Source organism: Reyranella soli, from assembly GCF_007992495.1.
In the GTDB taxonomy this organism is placed as follows: domain Bacteria; phylum Pseudomonadota; class Alphaproteobacteria; order Reyranellales; family Reyranellaceae; genus Reyranella; species Reyranella soli.
The window spans coordinates 1-18,447 of sequence record NZ_BKAJ01000197.1 but is presented as its reverse complement, the minus strand read 5'-3'; the positions used below and the strand labels follow the sequence as shown (position 1 = coordinate 18,447).

At 57.2% G+C, this 18,447-nt stretch carries 12 protein-coding genes; 9 read left to right on the top strand and 3 right to left on the bottom strand.

What is annotated here, in order from left to right; genetic code table 11:
- Window positions 1–310 precede the first annotated feature (310 nt).
- The 7 genes from RSO01_RS40960 (at window position 311) to RSO01_RS40930 (ending at window position 2,884) form a co-directional block, all read left to right on the top strand.
- Complete coding sequence (locus RSO01_RS40960) at window positions 311–502, top strand: hypothetical protein (protein ID WP_147156376.1); 192 nt, start codon at window positions 311–313, stop codon at window positions 500–502.
- Between the two features lie 133 nt (window positions 503–635).
- Window positions 636–959 (top strand): hypothetical protein, encoded by a 324-nt coding sequence (locus RSO01_RS40955; RefSeq protein WP_170303746.1) that lies wholly within the window; start codon window positions 636–638, stop codon window positions 957–959.
- Window positions 956–1,261, top strand: coding sequence for a hypothetical protein (locus RSO01_RS40950; RefSeq protein ID WP_147156374.1), 306 nt, complete (start codon window positions 956–958; stop codon window positions 1,259–1,261). The genes RSO01_RS40955 and RSO01_RS40950 overlap by 4 nt, the downstream gene beginning before the upstream one ends.
- Window positions 1,258–1,641 (top strand): hypothetical protein, encoded by a 384-nt coding sequence (locus RSO01_RS40945; RefSeq protein ID WP_147156373.1) that lies wholly within the window; start codon window positions 1,258–1,260, stop codon window positions 1,639–1,641. Before RSO01_RS40950 ends, RSO01_RS40945 begins: the two co-directional genes overlap by 4 nt.
- The gene (locus RSO01_RS40940) at window positions 1,638–2,138 is read left to right on the top strand and encodes an ATP-dependent Clp protease proteolytic subunit (RefSeq protein ID WP_170303745.1); all 501 of its coding nucleotides are present in this window, start codon (window positions 1,638–1,640) and stop codon (window positions 2,136–2,138) included. Before RSO01_RS40945 ends, RSO01_RS40940 begins: the two co-directional genes overlap by 4 nt.
- Before the next feature lie 17 nt (window positions 2,139–2,155).
- Complete coding sequence (locus RSO01_RS40935; protein WP_170303744.1) at window positions 2,156–2,653, top strand: phage terminase small subunit P27 family; 498 nt, start codon at window positions 2,156–2,158, stop codon at window positions 2,651–2,653.
- A gap of 12 nt (window positions 2,654–2,665) precedes the next feature.
- Window positions 2,666–2,884 carry a hypothetical protein gene (locus RSO01_RS40930; protein ID WP_147156370.1) on the top strand — a complete coding sequence of 73 codons (219 nt, stop codon included), beginning with the start codon at window positions 2,666–2,668 and terminating at the stop codon, window positions 2,882–2,884.
- A gap of 383 nt (window positions 2,885–3,267) precedes the next feature.
- Here RSO01_RS40930 and RSO01_RS40920 read toward each other — a convergent pair whose 3' ends face one another.
- Entirely contained in the window at window positions 3,268–4,866 is a 1,599-nt protein-coding gene (locus RSO01_RS40920; RefSeq protein ID WP_147156368.1) for a winged helix-turn-helix domain-containing tetratricopeptide repeat protein, read from the bottom strand.
- A gap of 318 nt (window positions 4,867–5,184) precedes the next feature.
- Here RSO01_RS40920 and RSO01_RS40915 point away from each other — a divergent pair, with 318 nt between their 5' ends.
- A complete protein-coding gene (locus RSO01_RS40915; RefSeq protein ID WP_147156367.1) occupies window positions 5,185–8,811 on the top strand; it encodes a putative Ig domain-containing protein in 3,627 nt (1,208 codons plus the stop codon).
- Window positions 8,812–9,546: 735 nt separating this feature from the next.
- On the opposite strand, the gene RSO01_RS40910 is transcribed toward RSO01_RS40915, so the two are convergent.
- Together RSO01_RS40910 and RSO01_RS40905 are read right to left on the bottom strand one after the other, a co-directional pair.
- Window positions 9,547–11,355, bottom strand: a complete 1,809-nt coding sequence (locus tag RSO01_RS40910) for a UvrD-helicase domain-containing protein (protein WP_246159157.1) — start codon at window positions 11,353–11,355, stop codon at window positions 9,547–9,549.
- Window positions 11,355–13,229 (bottom strand): ATP-dependent nuclease, encoded by a 1,875-nt coding sequence (locus tag RSO01_RS40905; RefSeq protein WP_147156365.1) that lies wholly within the window; start codon window positions 13,227–13,229, stop codon window positions 11,355–11,357. The genes RSO01_RS40910 and RSO01_RS40905 overlap by 1 nt, the downstream gene beginning before the upstream one ends.
- Before the next feature lie 1,416 nt (window positions 13,230–14,645).
- Between RSO01_RS40905 and RSO01_RS40900 the strand changes: the two genes are divergently transcribed.
- A complete protein-coding gene (locus RSO01_RS40900; RefSeq protein WP_170303742.1) occupies window positions 14,646–17,603 on the top strand; it encodes a caspase family protein in 2,958 nt (985 codons plus the stop codon).
- Window positions 17,604–18,447: the final 844 nt, after the last annotated feature.

The window sequence follows — 18,447 nt, the reverse complement described above, 5'->3', positions numbered from 1 at the left end:
AGGAAAACAGCCCACCCTGATCCCGGAACTCACCGCGCATTGCACAGACTCCACAGCCAAAACTACGCTATGGAATCACTAATCCTGAAAAACCGGAAGGTTCTTCAGCAAACTGCTAAAGCAAGTCGTCTTTCTAAAAAGAGTTAAAGAGCGCTTAAGAGCGCTTAATAGAAAAGGGCGGCCCTTTGCGGCCCTTGGCGCGGCTAAATCGAGCGTCGTTCAAGCCTGCCGCGCGGCAATACCGCCCGCCTGCCCACCAAGCCCATGAACCCCACCTTCTGACCACCCGGCACAACCTGGAGCCACGCTGATGCCCACCCCGAACCCGCCCGCCGTCGCCGCCGCGTTGGCTGCCCTGCCGCCGAGCGAGCGCCCACGTGCTGCGGCTCGCATGCTGCTTGAGTTGGACGACCAGCTTGCGACGGAGATACCGGACCCGCAACAGCGGCTGCGCAGCCTGCTCGTGTTCTTTGCCAGTGTGTCGGACGACGACACGACATGACCGGGGGGACACCAAAATGTTTTCGTTAAAGGGGACAGGAAACCGCCAGGGGCCTCGCTGCATGCTCCGGCAAGACAAACACCAGGGGCAAAATTTTGCGCGGAGCACCCGTCGCACACCGCATCACACCACGATGCCCGTCGCAACCCTTGCCCATCGTTATTCGCTTTCCTGCAACATAAAAAAGGCGAATAACTTATTAAACAACAACCATGACGAGAGCGGAATGGCACGACATGATCTCCTAGCAGCGACCCTCGAAAAATTTAACGAGCCGCGACGTGACGCGGCCAATCGTGCTCTCGCTCTGCTGGCCGAGGCCCAGCGGGCAGTCGACGAAATCGACGTAATGCATTCGGCGCTTCGAAACCTTGGCGGCCACCATGTCGACCTGCAGGCGCGGAAGACCCTCGAATATCTAGCCGTGCGGCTCCGGAAGATTGGACGGGCCGAATGACGAGCCCAGGCAACATTCGCGACCTCGGCGACACGATCTGCGACATATACTTTTCGACGCTTCCCTCCGAGCGTTGGCCGTCGCTGCTCAATTTCCTCGACCAGTGTCGCGCGGGTATGATTCGCAGCACGGAAGGCCAGCGTGTCGCCGTTCTCCATGATCTTGCCTGGACGATCGGCACGGCTCTGCTTCGGCGCGACCCGAGCCTTCAGCCGCACGTTGACGCGTTACTTGGGCGTTTCCCGGAACCTAGCAACGACATGGTTGCCCGCGAATTGGGCGTGGGGAGTGTCCTGCAATGACCGACGTCCAGATGCAGGCGCAGCAGGCGCGCTACGACGAGCACATGAAGCTGCATGGCGACAGGTGCGTGACGTGGAAGATGCTCATGGGCATGATCGAGCAGACCATGGCCGCGCTGGCGAAGCCGCTGATCGCGCACGAAGAACAGCTTGATGCGCTCGCCAAAGAAGTCGCCGAGTTGCGAGCCGCACAGACGAAAACGCTGGCCGACTCATTCCGAGGGACGTGGATCGCCGGTACGGTCTTTGCTCGCGGCTCGCTCGTGACACACGACGGATCGCTTTTTCTAGCCATGGTCGACGGTTCAGAAAAACCTGGCACCAGTAGCGAATGGAAGTTAGTGACCAAGCGCGGTCGCGACGGCAAGGACGCGCGATGAGACCGCCCGGCATCGGCGTCCTGAGTGTCGAGATCGGCGAGATCACGCGCGATCTTGCGGCAACGATCGAGAACGCCCTCGCCGACTACCCCTCGCATTCGGTCTCGCTTAACGTAGACAGCGTTGGCGGCGACTGGAACGCATCCCGCCGAATTTTCGAAGCCATCGTTGCGCACGACAAGCGCGTCTCGGCACAGATCGCCAAGGCTTACAGCGGCGCGGCATTGATCGTGATGGCCGCCGATCGCCGTGTGATGCCCCCACACGGCACGTTCTTTCTGCATTGGCCGGCCGGCGACACGACGCAGGCATATCTCGCGGATGTGGCGGCCAAGAAGGCCGAGCTCATCGCCTCGCGTTGCCGGGTGCCCACGACGCGGCTGTTGCGCCTCATGCGAGAGAACTCATTGCTCGATGCCGAGCAGGCGCTTCATTACGGTCTGGTTCACGCGGTGCCTGGCATGAAGTCACCCTCTAACGTAACGGTGTTCTTATGAAGCGCGGACCTAAGCCGATGCCCCGTGCACTCAAGGTGTTGCGAGGCACGTCAAAGAAAAAGCTTCCGGTGGAACCGGAAGGTCGCGGAGATTTGTGGGACCCGCCCTCCTACTTTGATGCGGCCCAGAAAAAGGAATGGTCACGCGTCATCGAGAACGCGCCCTACGGCATCCTTACCGGCACCGACCGCGATGCTGTCGCAGCGTATGTCGTCGCCGTGGTGGAGTACGCGAAGGCGGTTCGCGCTGTGCGTAAAGACGGTCAGCTTATGACGGCCAAGAATGGCACGCCGTTTCAAAACCCGTCGCTCGGCATCGCTAATCGTCAGGCACTCCTCATCTCGCGGCTTTGCGCGTCATTAGGTTTCAATCCCACATCACGCGCATCGCTCGGCACTTCCGAAAGTTCCTTCAATGGCAGCGCCCCCGGCTCGCTCGCGGACTTCACCGCCAAGAGGCCGAAGCCCGGCTCGCTCGCGGAATATGAGGCCGAGCGGCCGGATTTTGACAATTGAGGTGAACTAGACATGCTCACTAAAAAGAATATTGAAGTCCTACAAGCTGAGCTTGAAAAGGCGCTCACGCTTGAGCTCATCTGCGGCAGCGCTTTGCCCGCCGACTATCGTCGCGACCTCTTGCGTCGCGAACTGGAGAACCTACCCGACTCCAAGGCCAACGATTTTCTGGATCGTGTACTCGGCGGCATAGGGCATGACGATCCGCTTGTAGTCTTGATGCAAAGGTGAGCCCACGCCATGACATCCCACGCATCGCTTGCCCGCTCTTGGATCCTGGAGGCGGTGTCAAATATGCCGCCAATCGAACTGCGGTCCTTTAGCGACGAGCATCGCAAAAAATTGCGAGCAGCAAAAATAGGCAACGCTCACGCGCGGGGCGCTGTGCGCACGCCCGAGACGCGCGCTAAGTTGAGCGCGGCTAAGATGGGCAACACTAACGCTTTGGGCGCAGTACGCAGCGAGGCGACCCGCGTGAAGCTAAGTGCCGCGCGGCGGCGCGAATGCCGCGTGGAAGCATCGTCCGGGGGTTTCGACAACATTTGTGGACCCGGACTTCGACGATGAGTTCTCGATGCCGGAGCTTGTCACGACCACGGATTGGCAAATGCTCATCAGTGTCGCCGGACTTTCGTCGTTTGGACGTTGGATGACGGGCTCTGTCGCTTCAGCTCGCCAGATGCGAGGCGGACACCCTCGATGCGGAGCGCCATGTCCTCTGGCCGCGTCCAAGGCATGTTCTGAAAACGAGGGCTAAAAGGCACGCGAGATAGGTGGTCACGTGCCTCTTGGAGACGCCCTAGATAAGCGAGTGACGCGGCAATCATCCCATGACATTGGACGGCGCCGGGTCGCAGGCGAACGACTTGGCGCAGAGTCTTCACAGCGACATCGAACTTTCGCGAATAAAACTGTACGCACCCGACCCACAGGATCCAAAGCCAAGTCAGTGGATCGTTGGGACTGGCGCGCATCGCGTGCCGCAGCCGATCTAACGCTTCTTCGTGATACCCCCCAAAGCCCAAGACACAACCGAGCATGCTGGTCACAAAAGAACTATTGGGATTGAGCAGGTGCGCGGTACGGGCTTCAGCGATTGCCGTCTCCCATTCGCCGCGCCACATCAACATATGCGCCAAAACGGCGTGTGCCGTCGCGTCCTTATCGTCAAGCGAAACTGCGATGCGCGCTTCTTCAAATGGAATCTCTTGAACCTCCGAAAAGGGGCGATTCGACAAAAGCCAAATCTCCCAGTGGAGAGCTAACGCGTATCCGTAGTGGCCGGGAGCGAAATTCGGATCGAGCGCTATGGCTCGGCGAAAAAAAGTTTGCGCGGTCTGATTTTCCTCTAGCCCGTCTTTGTTGAAATGCCAAAGTCCCCTTTGGTACGCCTCCCAAGCATCGAGCCGCTCGGGCGGCTTGCGCAATACTCGACGTTGCTCGGCCTCGCCTAGCGCCGGCTCGATGATACCGGCCACACTCGTCGTTATATCGTCTTGCACGGCGAAGATATCTTTCAAATCGCGGTCGTAGCGCTCAGCCCAGATCTGGGTACCAACTAGCGCATCGATTAATTGCGCGGTGATGCGCACCCGATTGCCGCTCCTGCGCACCGAGCCTTCCAGTACATAACGGATGCCCAGTTCGCGGGCCACCCGCTTCACGTCCATGGTTTGGCCCTTGTAGATGATGGTCGAGTTACGAGCGATCACGAACAGCCAACGGATGCGGCACAATTCGGTAGTTATGTCCTCGACGATGCCATCGGCGAAGTACTCCTGCTCGGTATCGTTGCCCAGATTGTGAAACGGAAGGACGGCAATCGAAGGCTTATTGGGCAGCGGGAGAGCTGGCCCGTTTGTTGAGCTTGCCGGACCGGCAAACTCTTGGTGAACTTCAGCATCTCCGTGGAGCCTGACACTGCCGACAAATCGGTATCCCTTGCGGGAGCTGGTACGGATCAATCGCTGCGCACGACCGTTGTCGCCGATCGCCTTGCGGGCGGAGTTGATGGCCTTGGTCAACGCCGAGTCGGACACGATGCGACCACCCCATACGTGGGTTATCAGGTCGTCCTTGTCGACAAGACGGTGTCGGTTCTCGATTAAATGGAGCAGGAGGTCGAAGACACGAGGCTCGACTTTGACCGAAGTGCCATTGCGGGACAACTCCCCCCGGATCGGATCAATATGATGATGGTCAAACTCGAACAAGACCCAACATTCCCCACTAGATGGATGCCAACCTCATCCCCGCAAGATCGTAAGAAAAAAACAAGGATTTCGACAAGTCCTTAGTCAAAGCCTCTGACACGGTGCGCAGATGGGAACCGGAAGACGGAAATTTTGAACCGAGATACTACCCATTTCGAGGTAGTAGCGGCGCGGTCTCTGCCTGTTAAGTGTCACCCTCAAAAGTCGGCGATCACACTGACGTAGCGGAGGCCGTCGAAAAAGGGCCAAGGTACCTGCCGGGCGAAGGGTGAGCGGGCTGGCGTCGGCCCCAAAAGCGCAAATGAAATGGAGTGAGGTATGGTGCAGGTCTGGGAAAAAATCGCGTTCACGTGGGGAGACGATTTAGTTACACCGGTGGACCTTCCTGGGTATTCGACAAGTTTTGGTGGATACACGGTCCCAGTATACATTCCTTGGGCGCAACCATGGTTGTATCCGGACACACGCGAGGAGTTCATCGTCGGATCTCCAGGTATTTATTTCGCCAATGGCGGTATCAGTCAGGTAGCGCTGCCTTCCTATAGTTCTGCAGTCACTCATCCCACACCGAACTCGACCGATTTGAATTATAGGTATCCGACATTTTTTGCGTCCGTCGCTGCCATTAGCTTAACGCCACCCGATGAGCCGGTCCCGCCCCTAAGCACGATAACCAGATTTGATGCGTGGACCCAGCAGACTAAAGAATATTCGATCCTCCCTTACGTGTGGCGCCTCGTGGAGGTTAGTGGTCCTCTCATTCCAATTGAGGTTTCAATATCAGCCCTTACGCCGTCTCTGACGGAAGGAACATCTGGAACTCAGACAATAACTTTTCAGGTCACTCGCACCGGTGACTTAACCGTTCCGGTAAGCTTCGATTGGGAAGCTGTGAACTTTGATCCGATGGGTGGCTTTCGTGTTCCAGGCGCTGCGAACTATTTCGACTACAATTTGGTAAATCCGGCAACTGCCGCCTCAATTACATTCCAGCCGGGAGAAACCACTAAGGACATTCAGATTGCAGTCCTTGGGGACACAATGCCTGAGCTGAACGAACGGGTGATTATAAAAATCTCATCGACGGCCGCAGAGGTGAGTATCGACACAGCCCAAACCATACTGGTGAATGACGACGGCCCCTATACCGAGCAAAGCATAATCCAGTGGGCACTTCGCCAAGCAACACTAAATGCGATGCAGGGCGGAAAAACACTTGATGGGTTCAATAACGCAGTTTTGGATTGCGACGGCATAACTGAAGACGCGTGGAACTTTATTAACTCGAACCGCGCATGGGATAGCCAAGACGTAACGCTACGCAATGCAGAATACTATCTATACGGCCATTCGGTAGCTACAAAAAGCAGCATCGACGGAATCGCAGTCGCGATCGCGGCGGGTCCCTACGATCTAATTAAATCGGTGATGGGTCAAGTTTATCAAGAGGATCCAAACAGCCCGAACTCTCCCGCCGGGGGTGCAATCTGGGCCCTAAGGGGCGTTCTGGACGGCCTACAAGGTAATCTCCGAACTGATCAAGCTCTGTTCAACAGCTTCTTGCAAGGCGATTTCGGTCCTAAGGATAGCCCTGTCATTACTTTGGACGGGCACTTGGCTGGAGCAACAATTTTCAGGGATTCAAACGGAAACGAATTATTCGATTCTGGTGAAGCGTCGACGACTACGGACTCGAATGGCTTCTCTACACTTCAGATTGGGACGGGTTCTCTAATTGCCTTCGGAGGCACGGACGTTTCGACGGGATTGCCGTTCAATGGGCAGTTTTCAGCTCCGGATGGTTCATTTGTCGTCACGCCATTGACGACGCTGTTGAACAATTTACAGCCCGATCCACTGGCGGGGCAGAAGATTCTAACAAGCTTAGGCCTTTCCCAAAGTCTCGACCTACTCACGCTCGATCCAATTGCTGCGGCGACGGCGGGTGACTTGACAGCTGCAGCCGCAGCAGTCGCCGGGGCGAAGGTGTACGACACCGTTTATTTGGTCGCGTCGGCAATGGCGGGCGCTGGCGGCTCTTTTGGCAACTCGTTGAGAGACGCCTTCTCGGCCCTCGCGACGGCCATCAACAGCCCAGGCATCAATCTTAATGACGAAGCCGCCATAACGTCTCTGGTCGCCAGTGTTTCGCTAACAGAACATCTGACTCTTCCTAGTGGGGTTCCTGAGGCCATCGCCGCAGTCGTCGCCGCAAGCAACACCGCCTTGGATCACGTTCTAGAAACCGCCGCAGATGGAAACGCGCGCTTGCAGCGAACGGCGGCTATTCAACTAGTCATCTTGGGTGCGGCATCGGATGCTGTTAAGGATTTAGTGGAGCATCCAGACAACGGCCAGAATCTGGTCGACGCTTTTACGGGCATTAACCTTGAGGCGGCAATTGCGGATGCATTGAACCACCTACCTGGGAGTCATGTCCCAACAGACATAAATTTGACGAACGTTGCATTAGCCGAGAACTCCGAGAACAGCACCGTGGGTGGCACTTTGTCGGCAATAGATCCGGATTCCGGCGAAACGTTCACCTTCTCATTGACCGACAACGCGGGTGGTCTGTTTGGCATTAATGGCACGAACCTGATCGTAACGGGCGCTCTCGATTACGAAGCAAGCGTTTCTCACAACGTGACCGTGAGAGTGACAGACGCGGCAGGCAACACGTTCGACAAAACGTTCACCATTGCGACGACTGACGTGAACGAGGCGCCAGTAACGGTCGCGCAGGTTAGCACCGTAGCCGAGGACGGACCCACCTTTAGCCGGGACCTGCTCAACGGAACCAGTGACCCGGACCAAGGTAATCAACTCTCTGTCGCCGATTTGGACACCACGGTAACCTCGGCAAGTAACCGGTTGCTCGCGTTGGGCGTCGACTACACGCTGACAGGCTCGACCTTTGCCTTGACGGCAGCAGGCTTTCCCAAGTTCAACAGCCTCTCTGTCACCCAATCGGACGAGTTCGTGTTCCACTTCAACATCTCGGACGGCATCCTAGAGACTGCGAACACTTTGACTGTAACAGTCGACGGTGCAAACGATGCACCTTCCGTCGCGAACCAGACATCAAGTCAAGCAGCGACAGCAGGCGCGGCCTACTCGTTCACGTTGCCGGGCAACACGTTCAACGATGTCGACAACGGCGATCACCTCACTCTGTCTGCCTCCGCGCTGCCGGCCTGGCTCAGCTTCGATGCTGCAACTGGCCGCCTTAGCGGCACGCCGTCCGCTAGTGACGTGGGCGGCTTCGATATCAACGTCACGGCCACAGACACTGGAGGTCTGGCGGCTTCGGAGACTATCCATTTCACGGTCGGAGCAGGGGCGACGCAAAACCATTCGCCCGTGATCTCCTCCAATGGCGGGGGTAACTCCGCGTCGGTGATCATAACAGATCATAGCAAGTACGTGGCCACGCTTCATGCGGACGACCAGGATGCTGGCACGTCCCTAACGTACTCGATCGCTGGCGGAAAGAACGCGAAGCTGTTTGCGATTGATCCGGCAACGGGCGTGCTGTCATTTAAGTCGTACCCCGATGATCACCGCACCTATCAAGTGACCGTTGAAGCATCCGACGGGAATCTGACGGATACACAACAAATCGACGTCTCGGTGGGTAATGGGCTTTTTATGAAGGGGCACGCTGGTGAAGTAGATACCTTTGTGTTCACTTCGCATTTTGGGCTTGAGATCGTGAAGGGCTTCGATGCGACAGGCCCGAACCAAGACGTTCTAGAGCTGGATCATTCTCTGTTCCATGGAGCTGATCCGAATGCGTCGGCATCTTCGATGTTCGAGTTGGTGAAGGACCACAGCTTCCAGCTCGGCCGCGACGTGGTCATCGTTACGGACACCCATGAGGTAATTGACTTGCAAAATGTCCGGTTGAGCCAACTGTCTGCCGACTGCTTTCACATCATCTAGGAGAACAGCTCCGGACGGCACCTCGGCGGGTTCCGCTTCAGTGCGCCTTCGATCAGCTTCCACCTTCTTCGCGCGCTACGTTCTACGGCCGACCGCGGCCCTCACAGCTCTAATAATCTGATCGCGCATCTTGCCGTGCTTCATGTGGCCGCCCCTCGTGACGTGAGGGGCGAACAGCGACTTCCCTACTTTCTCACCGGTCTTGAGCCCCCAAAAGCGCGCGGCTCTCAGACAAATCACCACCTTTTCTCCGGCTATCGCTTGCGGGAAAAGTACATCCTGAGCCCAGCCAACAGACGCTCGACTTGATGGCAGCGCTGCAAGGAGCGGTGCGTCGGCAAATGTCTTGGAATGGTACCCGCCGATATTGAGCACCGCCATCTTCGATCTGATCTGATGCCAATCGAGGTCAAAACACTTTGTGCGCTCTGAGAGCCACCTTACACCTGAGCCGTGAGCGTCCATTAGCTCGCGACCACGCCGCACCCGCATCTCGCGCTCTTGGCAGAGTTTCGATTTCGCCTCCTTCAGAGTTCGTTCTGACCAACCGGGAGACAAGTACAGGAGAACGACAGGCGCCGTTCTCAATGGACCCCAGAAGCATCCCGGCAAGCATTTCAGGTCGAAGCCGTGGTTGACCCTGGAGAGAACAGCCTTGTCAGCCGGGTGGACACGCTCAGCAGGCTCAACCTGTGCCCAAAACCGGAAAATATCAGGCATCCCAAGGTCCCCTTATCAGGCCAAGAGCACGGACGGGTCGTTTCCCGGCGTCAAGATCGTCGTGCGGAGTCGCGCGCGCGTTACGCTCACTCTGAACGACTGCCTCTCCTGACCCAAATCGGCGATCCGTTCATTGTTTCGAACAAAGCGATCTACCTGGGCCACGATTTTTCGTCCCTGCATACGCGGGCCTCGCTCAAAGAGGATGACTTCGTCGAATTGCTTGCCCTTTGCCTTGTGCATATTCATTACGACCACGCCCGTCTCAGGCTTGTGTGCGGACGCAAAGTGTTCTTGCACGAATGCAGTCTGGGTGATGGCTAGAGCGTTTCGGTAGGCACCGTACAACCTCCAATCTAGCGCGAGCGCCTGTCGGAGCTGAGTGCCACGATCCAGTAGCCTTACGTTGCGAGCCGCTTCGCCCACCTCGCGGAGCCGCGGGCAGGCGCCAGCCTCAACGATGCCTCGCACTGCCTTCCAATCTTCGTCCGGATTCCCCGTAAGCTTGACTGCCTTGGCGCGGTCGTAGACCTCCCTCATCTTGACCATGACGCTCTTCGAGGGAGGAGCCGTGCCCGCGCTGACTGCCTTAAGGAACTTAGCGCAGGACTTCTTTATGGAGTCAGCTTCTCGAAGAGCCGTCACACCGGGATCGTCGCCACCCTTGCCCCGAAAGTAGCTACAAAGAAGGTCCACGAAGGCTTCAAAGTGATCTTCCGAGTGCGGCTGCATGAGGAACGAGACAACCTCGGCTGCTAGGATTGCAGCTTCTACATCGATTGCCGCTGCGTGTGGGATAGCGGGCATGCTGCCGAGCGGATTCAGAAAGATTTCAGACACATGACGCGTGAGTGCCTTTGTCGGAACAAGCACGGCCACGGACCATCCACGCTTCTTGGACTTGATCAGTCGCTCTTTGGCTTTGAGTGTGTGACCCGCTAACGCAGCAAAGGCCATATTGTCGGCGGCCTGTAAGTAAAAGAGCTCAATGCCCTGATATTTGCTCTGGCGGAACTTGCCGGTTAAAACATCATTGCCAAAATCTGTGATTTCGGTTCCTTTGCTCCGATGGTTCTCGCTACCGAGCGGGATTTCAGTCGGCTTGAACGTTTCCCTGAATTGATCAAGTCGCTTCGGATCAGCGCCAATGAAATCGAAAATGCGTTGTTCGGGGTCCGCCAAGGCGATAAGGGTGCTGTTCAGGCCCATCATCCTGACGACATCCCATTGACCGGGGTTTGTGTCCTGGAACTCGTCCAAGATGATGAAAGGGTACTGGGTCGATACGATCTTTCGAAGCTTATCGCTCTCCTTAAGGAGCTTGGAGCCCAAGTCTGCAAAGAGGTTAAAACAGACGCGGCCCTCCGTCATGGCTAGCCGGAGGCGCTCATCGTCTTCGTGTTGCCGCTTCTCGTTGCGCTCTTGGTCCGTCAACTTTCGGTCTGCCTTGAACTGCGCTCGTATCCCGGACAATGCAATCGACTCATTGGGTGGCGTCAGCAACAGCAATCGGCGCGGTAAACCGAGCAAGTATCCATGCGTTTTGAGAAGCTGCCAGAAGAACGCATGGTAGGTGTCTACGACGATGCGCTTCTTCGTCTCGGTCGATAGCGCCTTCTCCTGATCCATAGCCTCGATCACGCGCGAAACTGTTGCACGCGCGAAACTGAGGAACATAATGCGCTGCCCAGCGCGTATCGCCTCTTGCGCAAGCTGACCGGCCTTCAGGATAGCAATGGTTGTCTTGCCTGCTCCGGGGCCGCCCGTGATGAGAAGGTGGCCGCTCGCGTCGAGGATCGCCTGTTGGGGCTTGGTCAAGTCCATCAATCGAAGACCGATGCCCTAGCTGTCGCGGCGCCCACAGCAGCGGCCAGTGGCTCCGTCGGCGTCGGAGTGGGATCGCACAGTTCGTTGAGCTTCAAGCACGTGTCTTTGATCCACTGCGGAACCTCGTCTTCGGAGCACTGCGTCAGAAAGTCGGCAATACCCCAATTGCCCTTTGACCAGGCAAAGTAGGCCCTCAGCGCGGCGACCACGTCAGTCTTTGGGGTCGGATACTTGGCCTTAAGATGATCCGGCCACTCCAGCGCGTCGGAAAAACGCTCAAGGGCTGTTCGCTTTGTGTTGTTCAGCACCAAGTCTTCAAATCCATGTTCGCTGTGCATGAATAGAGTATGCACCTTGGCCTCGATTGCCGCCTCGCTCGCCGGAGTCTGCTTGTCGCACAAGCCGAAAACGGTCTTACCAAGCGCACCATACAGATCGGCGAGTGGGCCAATCATGCTGTCCGACCCCGCGTCGATGGTGCAAATGCCTAGCGCCTCCAGGGATTTGTAGACGTTCGGCTTAAGCTCCGCCAAGCGCCGGGCCACAGCGGGCATTGACGTGTTCTCAGTCGCGCCTTCTGCCAACAAAATGCGCCGTGACAACAAGCCTTCACAGAAGCGGGTTCTGAACTCTTGACGGTACCGCTTGTGCTTCACACTATCGGGCAGCGTGATCTTGGTCTGCCCGAGGATGCCTTCCTTGTCCCGATGAAGGATGATTGTCTCGTTTAGGTCAAACTCTTCGAGCACGTAAGGCGAGTGTGAAGTGAACAAGGCCTGCGCGGATAGCTTCCGGACCTCGTGGACGATACATTTCTGCGCATACGGCGGAATTGCTGTCTCCGGCTCTTCCATTGCAAACACCACGTTCTGCTTGCCCTCTGCAATCTGGGACAGCAGCGCCAGTACGAGCATGTTAATGGTGCCAGTGCCTTGCCGATAGAATGGGGCGGCGTGGTCGCCGTCGCCTGTTGCAATGAATGCTGTAATGACCTTCCTCAAGTGCTCGCGGGTGAGGGTGGAAACTTTAAGATGCGGATCGAGGCCCCATTCCTTCGGCACGTATTTCTTCAAAGCCTTTGAGACGCTTTCAAGCACGCCCGATATGCCCAGCGCCGGATCTCCGGCGACGTTGTACTGCTCAAGATGCGAAATCGTGTCTTCCCAGATACGGGGCCTCAGCTCTTTCAGGCGCAAAATGATGTCTAGCAGGCTGCCATGCTCCAGACTGAGCGCACGAGAGCCGGTCCGGATCGATCTCAAGTAGAGAAATCCGCAAAGCTGCTTGTCCCTCTTACGGAATGGCTCCGGAGTGCCCTCCATGCGGCTTCTCGTATAAAAGGTCTCTCCAGTGAAGTCGTCGTCTTCGGTGTCGTATTCTCCGACGAAGGTGACGCGAAGGGCGGGGAAGATCGTCGCGGCGTCAATCCCGGCTGGCTTGCCCGTTTGGTACAGTGCGTCAGTCGCCTTGTCCCACCATTCAATGTAGTTGCCGAAGTGTCCTATTTGCTCCTCGTTCAGATCGGTGATGAGAACTTCGGCCTCGATAGTAGGTTTCTTTTCTGTGTCCTCGTCTGGAGCGGGGTCAATCTCGCCTTCAGCGACTAAAGGAATCCCGGGCGGGAGCTGAGTGCCAGGCGGCAAAGTTAGCTCGACTGCTTCTCCAGGAAGGTACTTGCCCTGATAGAAATCGTGCTCGTCTACAGGCGGACGCCGGGAAAGACGGTCAGGTCCAAGAGCCAGATCAATTGCTTCCAGGACGGACGACTTGCCCGTGTTATTGTCGCCGATTAGTACGCCATGATCGGGCAGCAGCAGAGAGGCATACCTGATGCCTCGAAAATTCTGAATCGTCAGTCGTGCGATCTTCACTCTGCCCAGCCCCCAGCGCCGGCCAGAGTTTTGCAAAAGTAGAATATTTTTGCAATAGTGTAACCCTTGGTTGGGGGTCAACTAAGGCTTCGACACGCCGCTCCTGGCAAGCGCATTGCCCCGATCCTTCTCCTCGAGTTCCTTCATCGCCCGCGGCGTCGCGCTGTAGGGGCGTCGCGTTTCAGGCCGGAGTCAGGCCACGTTAGTTCCTGCGGCCAATACTCTTGGCCCGCCCATGACGTTACGGCTGGACTGATGAACAAGGATCAAGCTCAAAGAGTTCTGAACCGCGCGCTGTCCAAGATGGATTGGCACGGCTGAGCGGCCCAGCCTTGGTTGCTTCCCTCGCTTTTGATCTTCTCAGGGGAAGCGCCGAACCGGCGTCTCGGAGGCCGCACTATTTAGAACGGCGATCCTTCGGCTTGAACGGTCGCCATCTCCGGCGGCGAATTTGAATTATTGGCCAAGCCCAGCGCCACATCGAAAGGACTCCATCTGTTAGAGTGATGGTTATCCATCCTGTTTTCGTGATGCATTAAGAGATGGTTTTTTTAATTCGGCAGTCTACAACCCGGGTTAATTGCCGGAATTTGTTCGGGTGCAGGTTGTATTTGTTTCGGGGACGATTTAGGGGACGTTCCCAAGTCCCCCCACTAAAACCCCAGTAAAACTGGCATAATGGCGGTCGCCTTGTCCGCCATCCTCTCCTTTTAGCCCTTAATTTTCAGCGTTTAGGCGCTGTTTTTGGAAACCCTATCCGTAGAGTTTCCAATTTCCGTTGCCGCTTCGATCATGGCCATGGCGTCCTGAGCACTGCCGGTGAAGCACCCGAACGGTCGGCCGGAGAGCACCGCCCGGTCCTCCCCGACGTCTTCGGGTACGGCACTGTTGCGGCAGTGGCCGTTCGGGCGGATTGGCGGCAGCCTCTCGCCGCGTCGCATACCAGTTGCCCGAGGCTTGCAAATGAGCAGAAATGTGCAATCGTAGGTTCGGCGCCAATATCGTCCAGGGGGCTCGGGAAAAATGAGGGCGTCGCTTTACAACCATTCAATACTCCTAGGCATATTCTTGTCGGCAGGGACGCGTTCGCTTCAACTTATTGCTGTCGTCTTAGCAGCCGCCATTTCTTTAGCGCCGACGGCCTACTCCGCAGGTCTTCAGGGCGAAGTAAGTGGCGCGTTGGACCGGACCGACGAACCGTATACGGTTGCTGCCACGATAAGCGTTCCATTTGGGGATACTCTTACAGTAAGTCCCGGAGTGACTTTGTGTTTCGAACCCGGGGCCGCCCTGATTGTCGAGGGTTACCTTCAAGTGCAGGGCGAGGCGAATCGACCCGTCACCTTCTCGTCGTGCGATTCGGCGCGGCGCTGGTTGGGCATCCGCTTCAACAGTACTAAGCGAGTCGGAGATCGGGTGAGCAGACTGCGTTTCGCGAATGTTGAGTATTCCGACCGATCCACGTCGTCGCGGGTCCAATTTGACGCCGAGCACAGCGGAGGCGGCCTGTCCTTCAACCACTCCGACGCTGAGGTTGAACGTTCCACAATTCGGTTCAACTCAGCAGCAATTGGCGGGGGCGTTTACATTGGACCTGGATCCGCGGTTTCCATCACCGACTCTGCGATTCATTCTAATGTCGCGACCGGTGCGCTCTACATCTTCAGTGGCGGTGGAGGCGTCTACGTCGAGAGTTCGTCTAAGACGCCGGTAACCTTGGCCCGCAATGTGATCGCGCTCAATCGCTTCTTGGCTGGGTCGTATCCGAATGAGGAAGGGGGCGGGGGACTTTACTTGAACAGCGGGAGCGCCTCGGTCTTTTTCAATTTGTTTCTTGCCAACCGCTCCGGCAAAGGACCGGGTGCACTCCTCCTCCCGCGCAGTGGGCAAAATGAACAAGAGGGTTTACCGTTCTTTGGCAACCTTTTTATAGCTAACAACGGCGCTTTCAATTTCGAACAAGTTGCGATCCAAACTCGGTACACCTTCGAAGATGCCTCGCTTCCAAACGTCTGGGCGGAAAACACCGGACAGTTTCCGTTCGTGGCTCATTTGGTCAGGAACTCGCTGGTTCGCTACGTAAACTACGGACAAAAACTGCCCATGAGGCGTTTGCTTGCCGGGGGCGAAGGATCCGAAGATGAAGTGCGATTCTTAAGTGGTGCTTGGCGGCCAAGAGAAACAGTACTGATCACGTTGCGCGAATTGTCGAGCTTGGCGCAGGTTTGTGATGGCGCGGTTTCATTTGGCCCCCTCCGACGCTGTAGAAATTCCACTTCGGGCAACTTACAGGCCTATCTCAGGGAATCTCTAGAGACTAGCTCGGATAGGGCTCTTTACGATTTGTTCAAAGCGGAGATCGGCGCCACGCCTAATAAAACCGCCACGCAACGCGCCGTGGAACTCGTCGACTACGCTAGGGCAGCAGAGCCGGGTGAGCCGGAACGCCCCCCGCTGCCAGCAGCGTTTGAACAGGTCGCAAATGGAGAAAACGAGCCAGCCACACTTCTCGCCGCGATTAAAGACACTCGAACTACTGACGGTCGCGGGTTAGGGCCTGCTTTGTGGCTGTTCCAGCTCGGTCACGACTCAGCGTTCGACAACCTCCTCGCAAATGCTGACAACGCGCTTGTAACTGACGTCTTGCAACAAGCTGCGAAGGAGCGGTTTGAGGATGCGGCACTCCGAGTACTCGGGACGCAGGAGGTGACGAAGCCAGCGATCTCGCGCAGAATACTATATGAGTGTTTTGGGTTCGCTGCGGAGACTGGACAGTCGCGGCTCGTCAAGACGCTCCTCGACCGTGGCGTGGATCCCAACCTGCCTTACCTTGGTCGTTATCCATTGGCGCGCGCTGCCGAGGGAGGGCACGTTGACACCGTGATCCTTCTACTCCGCAGGGGGGCGGTTGCTGTGCCGGCGACCGCGCTTCTACCTGACGGGACTACTCACCCGCGGCCCCTCTACGAAGCGTTGAAATGGTACCATCTCGGCGGCGGCTTCCAGGAGATTGTCGAGCTTTTGATCGCGGCCGGCGCGGACTTTGAGCCGGACGCTCCGCCAGAGCTGGAACGTCCAGACGCGCTGCGCCTTCAGTCATGGATCACAGCCGGGCTTCCAAGTGGGGGCGCGCTCTTTAGCGCTCTCCTAGCCCAGGCGAGCAAGACTGCGCAGGGCGAACACGGGCGCGCCATCCTTGCACGTTTAACCGAGGGGCAGGTCACGCCAGACCCCATTGTCTCCGCCATTCGTCGATTCCGAAGTTTGTCAGTGGAGGAAGTCATCACACGGATCGATAGTGGTGCAGCTGAGAATGAGCTTATTGCGCTCTATCGAATACTCGGAGCACGTCGCTTCGTGACGAAGGATTCGTTTAGCCGTGTTGTATGGAGCCGCTTTGACCCTACACGATACCCCCGCCTCGTGGCCAAGGTGCGCTTGGACTACGTTCTCGCCCTTCATCAAGAAGGACCACTCTCGAGCGTAACACCAAAGGGCGGCAAACCTGGGGGCGCAGGTGTCGTCGTCGATGCACGCCCATCCGCCGTTGCCCCTCTTCCGTACCGGCGTAAATTGGCGATCGTAATAGGCATCTCTGACTACGAGAGATTGCCCGCTTCTCGGGCTGAAGCTTCGCCAGACTACGAGGGCTTGATCGACCTAAGTTATGCCGCGAAAGACGCCGAGGACGTGGCTCGCTTGATCCGAGCTGATCGCTTCGGCCCGGGGTGGGAAGTAGTTGAGCTGATCGGTCCGATGGCAAAACGCGCACAAGTTGACGCTGCCCTTAAAGTTGCTACTGCGAAGGTCGATCAGGACGACTTGGTGCTGCTCTTCTTCTCCGGACACGGTTGGGCGGCTTCCCAAGCGTCGGAACAAGCGTTCCTTCTTCTCCAGGATTCCGACCTCACCAATCTTGAGACTTCCGCGCTGCGCCTTCGAGCGCTTCGCGAGTGGGCTCTCGGCCTCAAAGCAAATCATGTGGTCCTTTTGCTCGACGCGTGCCGCTCCGGCCTCCTTGGCGCCGCAAAGGGGCAGGCGGGCAGTGTTAGCTATCAAGAGCTTGAAACCGGTCAGCGGACCGCAACCGCCGGCAAGATTGCCCTTACGTCCAGTTTAGGGGGTGATCTATCGTATGAAGACAAACACAACCAAAACGGATTCTTTACACGCTTCCTCATTCAAGTGATCGAAGGCGGCCTTGCTCGGCCGCGTAGCGGAAGCATCTTGTCAGTGCGGGAGGTATATGAAGCACTGCTGCGCGCGATACCTGAAGCTGTAAACCAGTCGCGAAGGGGTGTGCAGCAACTACCCAGTTACATCTGGCTTGCTGGTTCCGACCTCCTTGATTTCCCCCTTATTCCGATCCGTTAGGGCTCACTACCGTGAAAGATCTTTTCGATATCCTTGCCCGCTTGTGGACGCCAGTCGCTAGAACTCCGCTCTGGGTCCGGGGACTCGTTGCTGTCGCCCTCGCGGCCTGTGTCGCCGAAGCGGCGCAGAGCGGGTTTCTCGGTAGTCCCGCTTTCTGGGTTGCCGCACGAGTCGTACCGTGGCCTGTGTTCCTCGAGCCGCACCGAGCTATCGCCGCGACTTACACGATCCGAAGATCGTCAAACGGTGACTTTGTACCGCTGACTCATGATAGCCCGTGCTCCGTTGGGTCGCAGATCAATGTCACCTTTCAGCGCAACTCCGATGGCTGGGCCGCGGCGGCTGGCTGGAACTTACGAGAAGGTCTTTATCCCGTGGCGAAGTCCGGCTTCACTCCTGTGGCCGTTGAGAAGGATAAGGCCTACTCCTCGCTCCTGGACATGACTACCTCTGTAGGCCGCGAGTACCTAATTGTACTGAGTAGTAGCAAACCGTTCGACGCGCCGGTCGCCTTTCGGGGGGTTGCCGCGCACTTAAAGGGCGCGGCAGCGGATACGAAGGGTGGCGTTCCCCAGCTTCACGGCGTTTCGCTACGCCGGATCGAGATGGGTAGCTTGGGTTCATGTTTTTCATGATCCCTCCACAGGCGTCGCAGAACAATGTTTGGCCGGGGGCCGGCCTTCTAGCAGTTGGCCCTTAGAAGCGCATCAACACGACCCTGAGACTGAGACTTGGCGGCCTTATTGGCTAACCTCTCCTTTGCGCACCTCGCTACTCCCGCACCGGCGCGCGCACATGCCTGTGCACTACGGACTTCGCCAGGCCTGCCACGGCATGGACGATG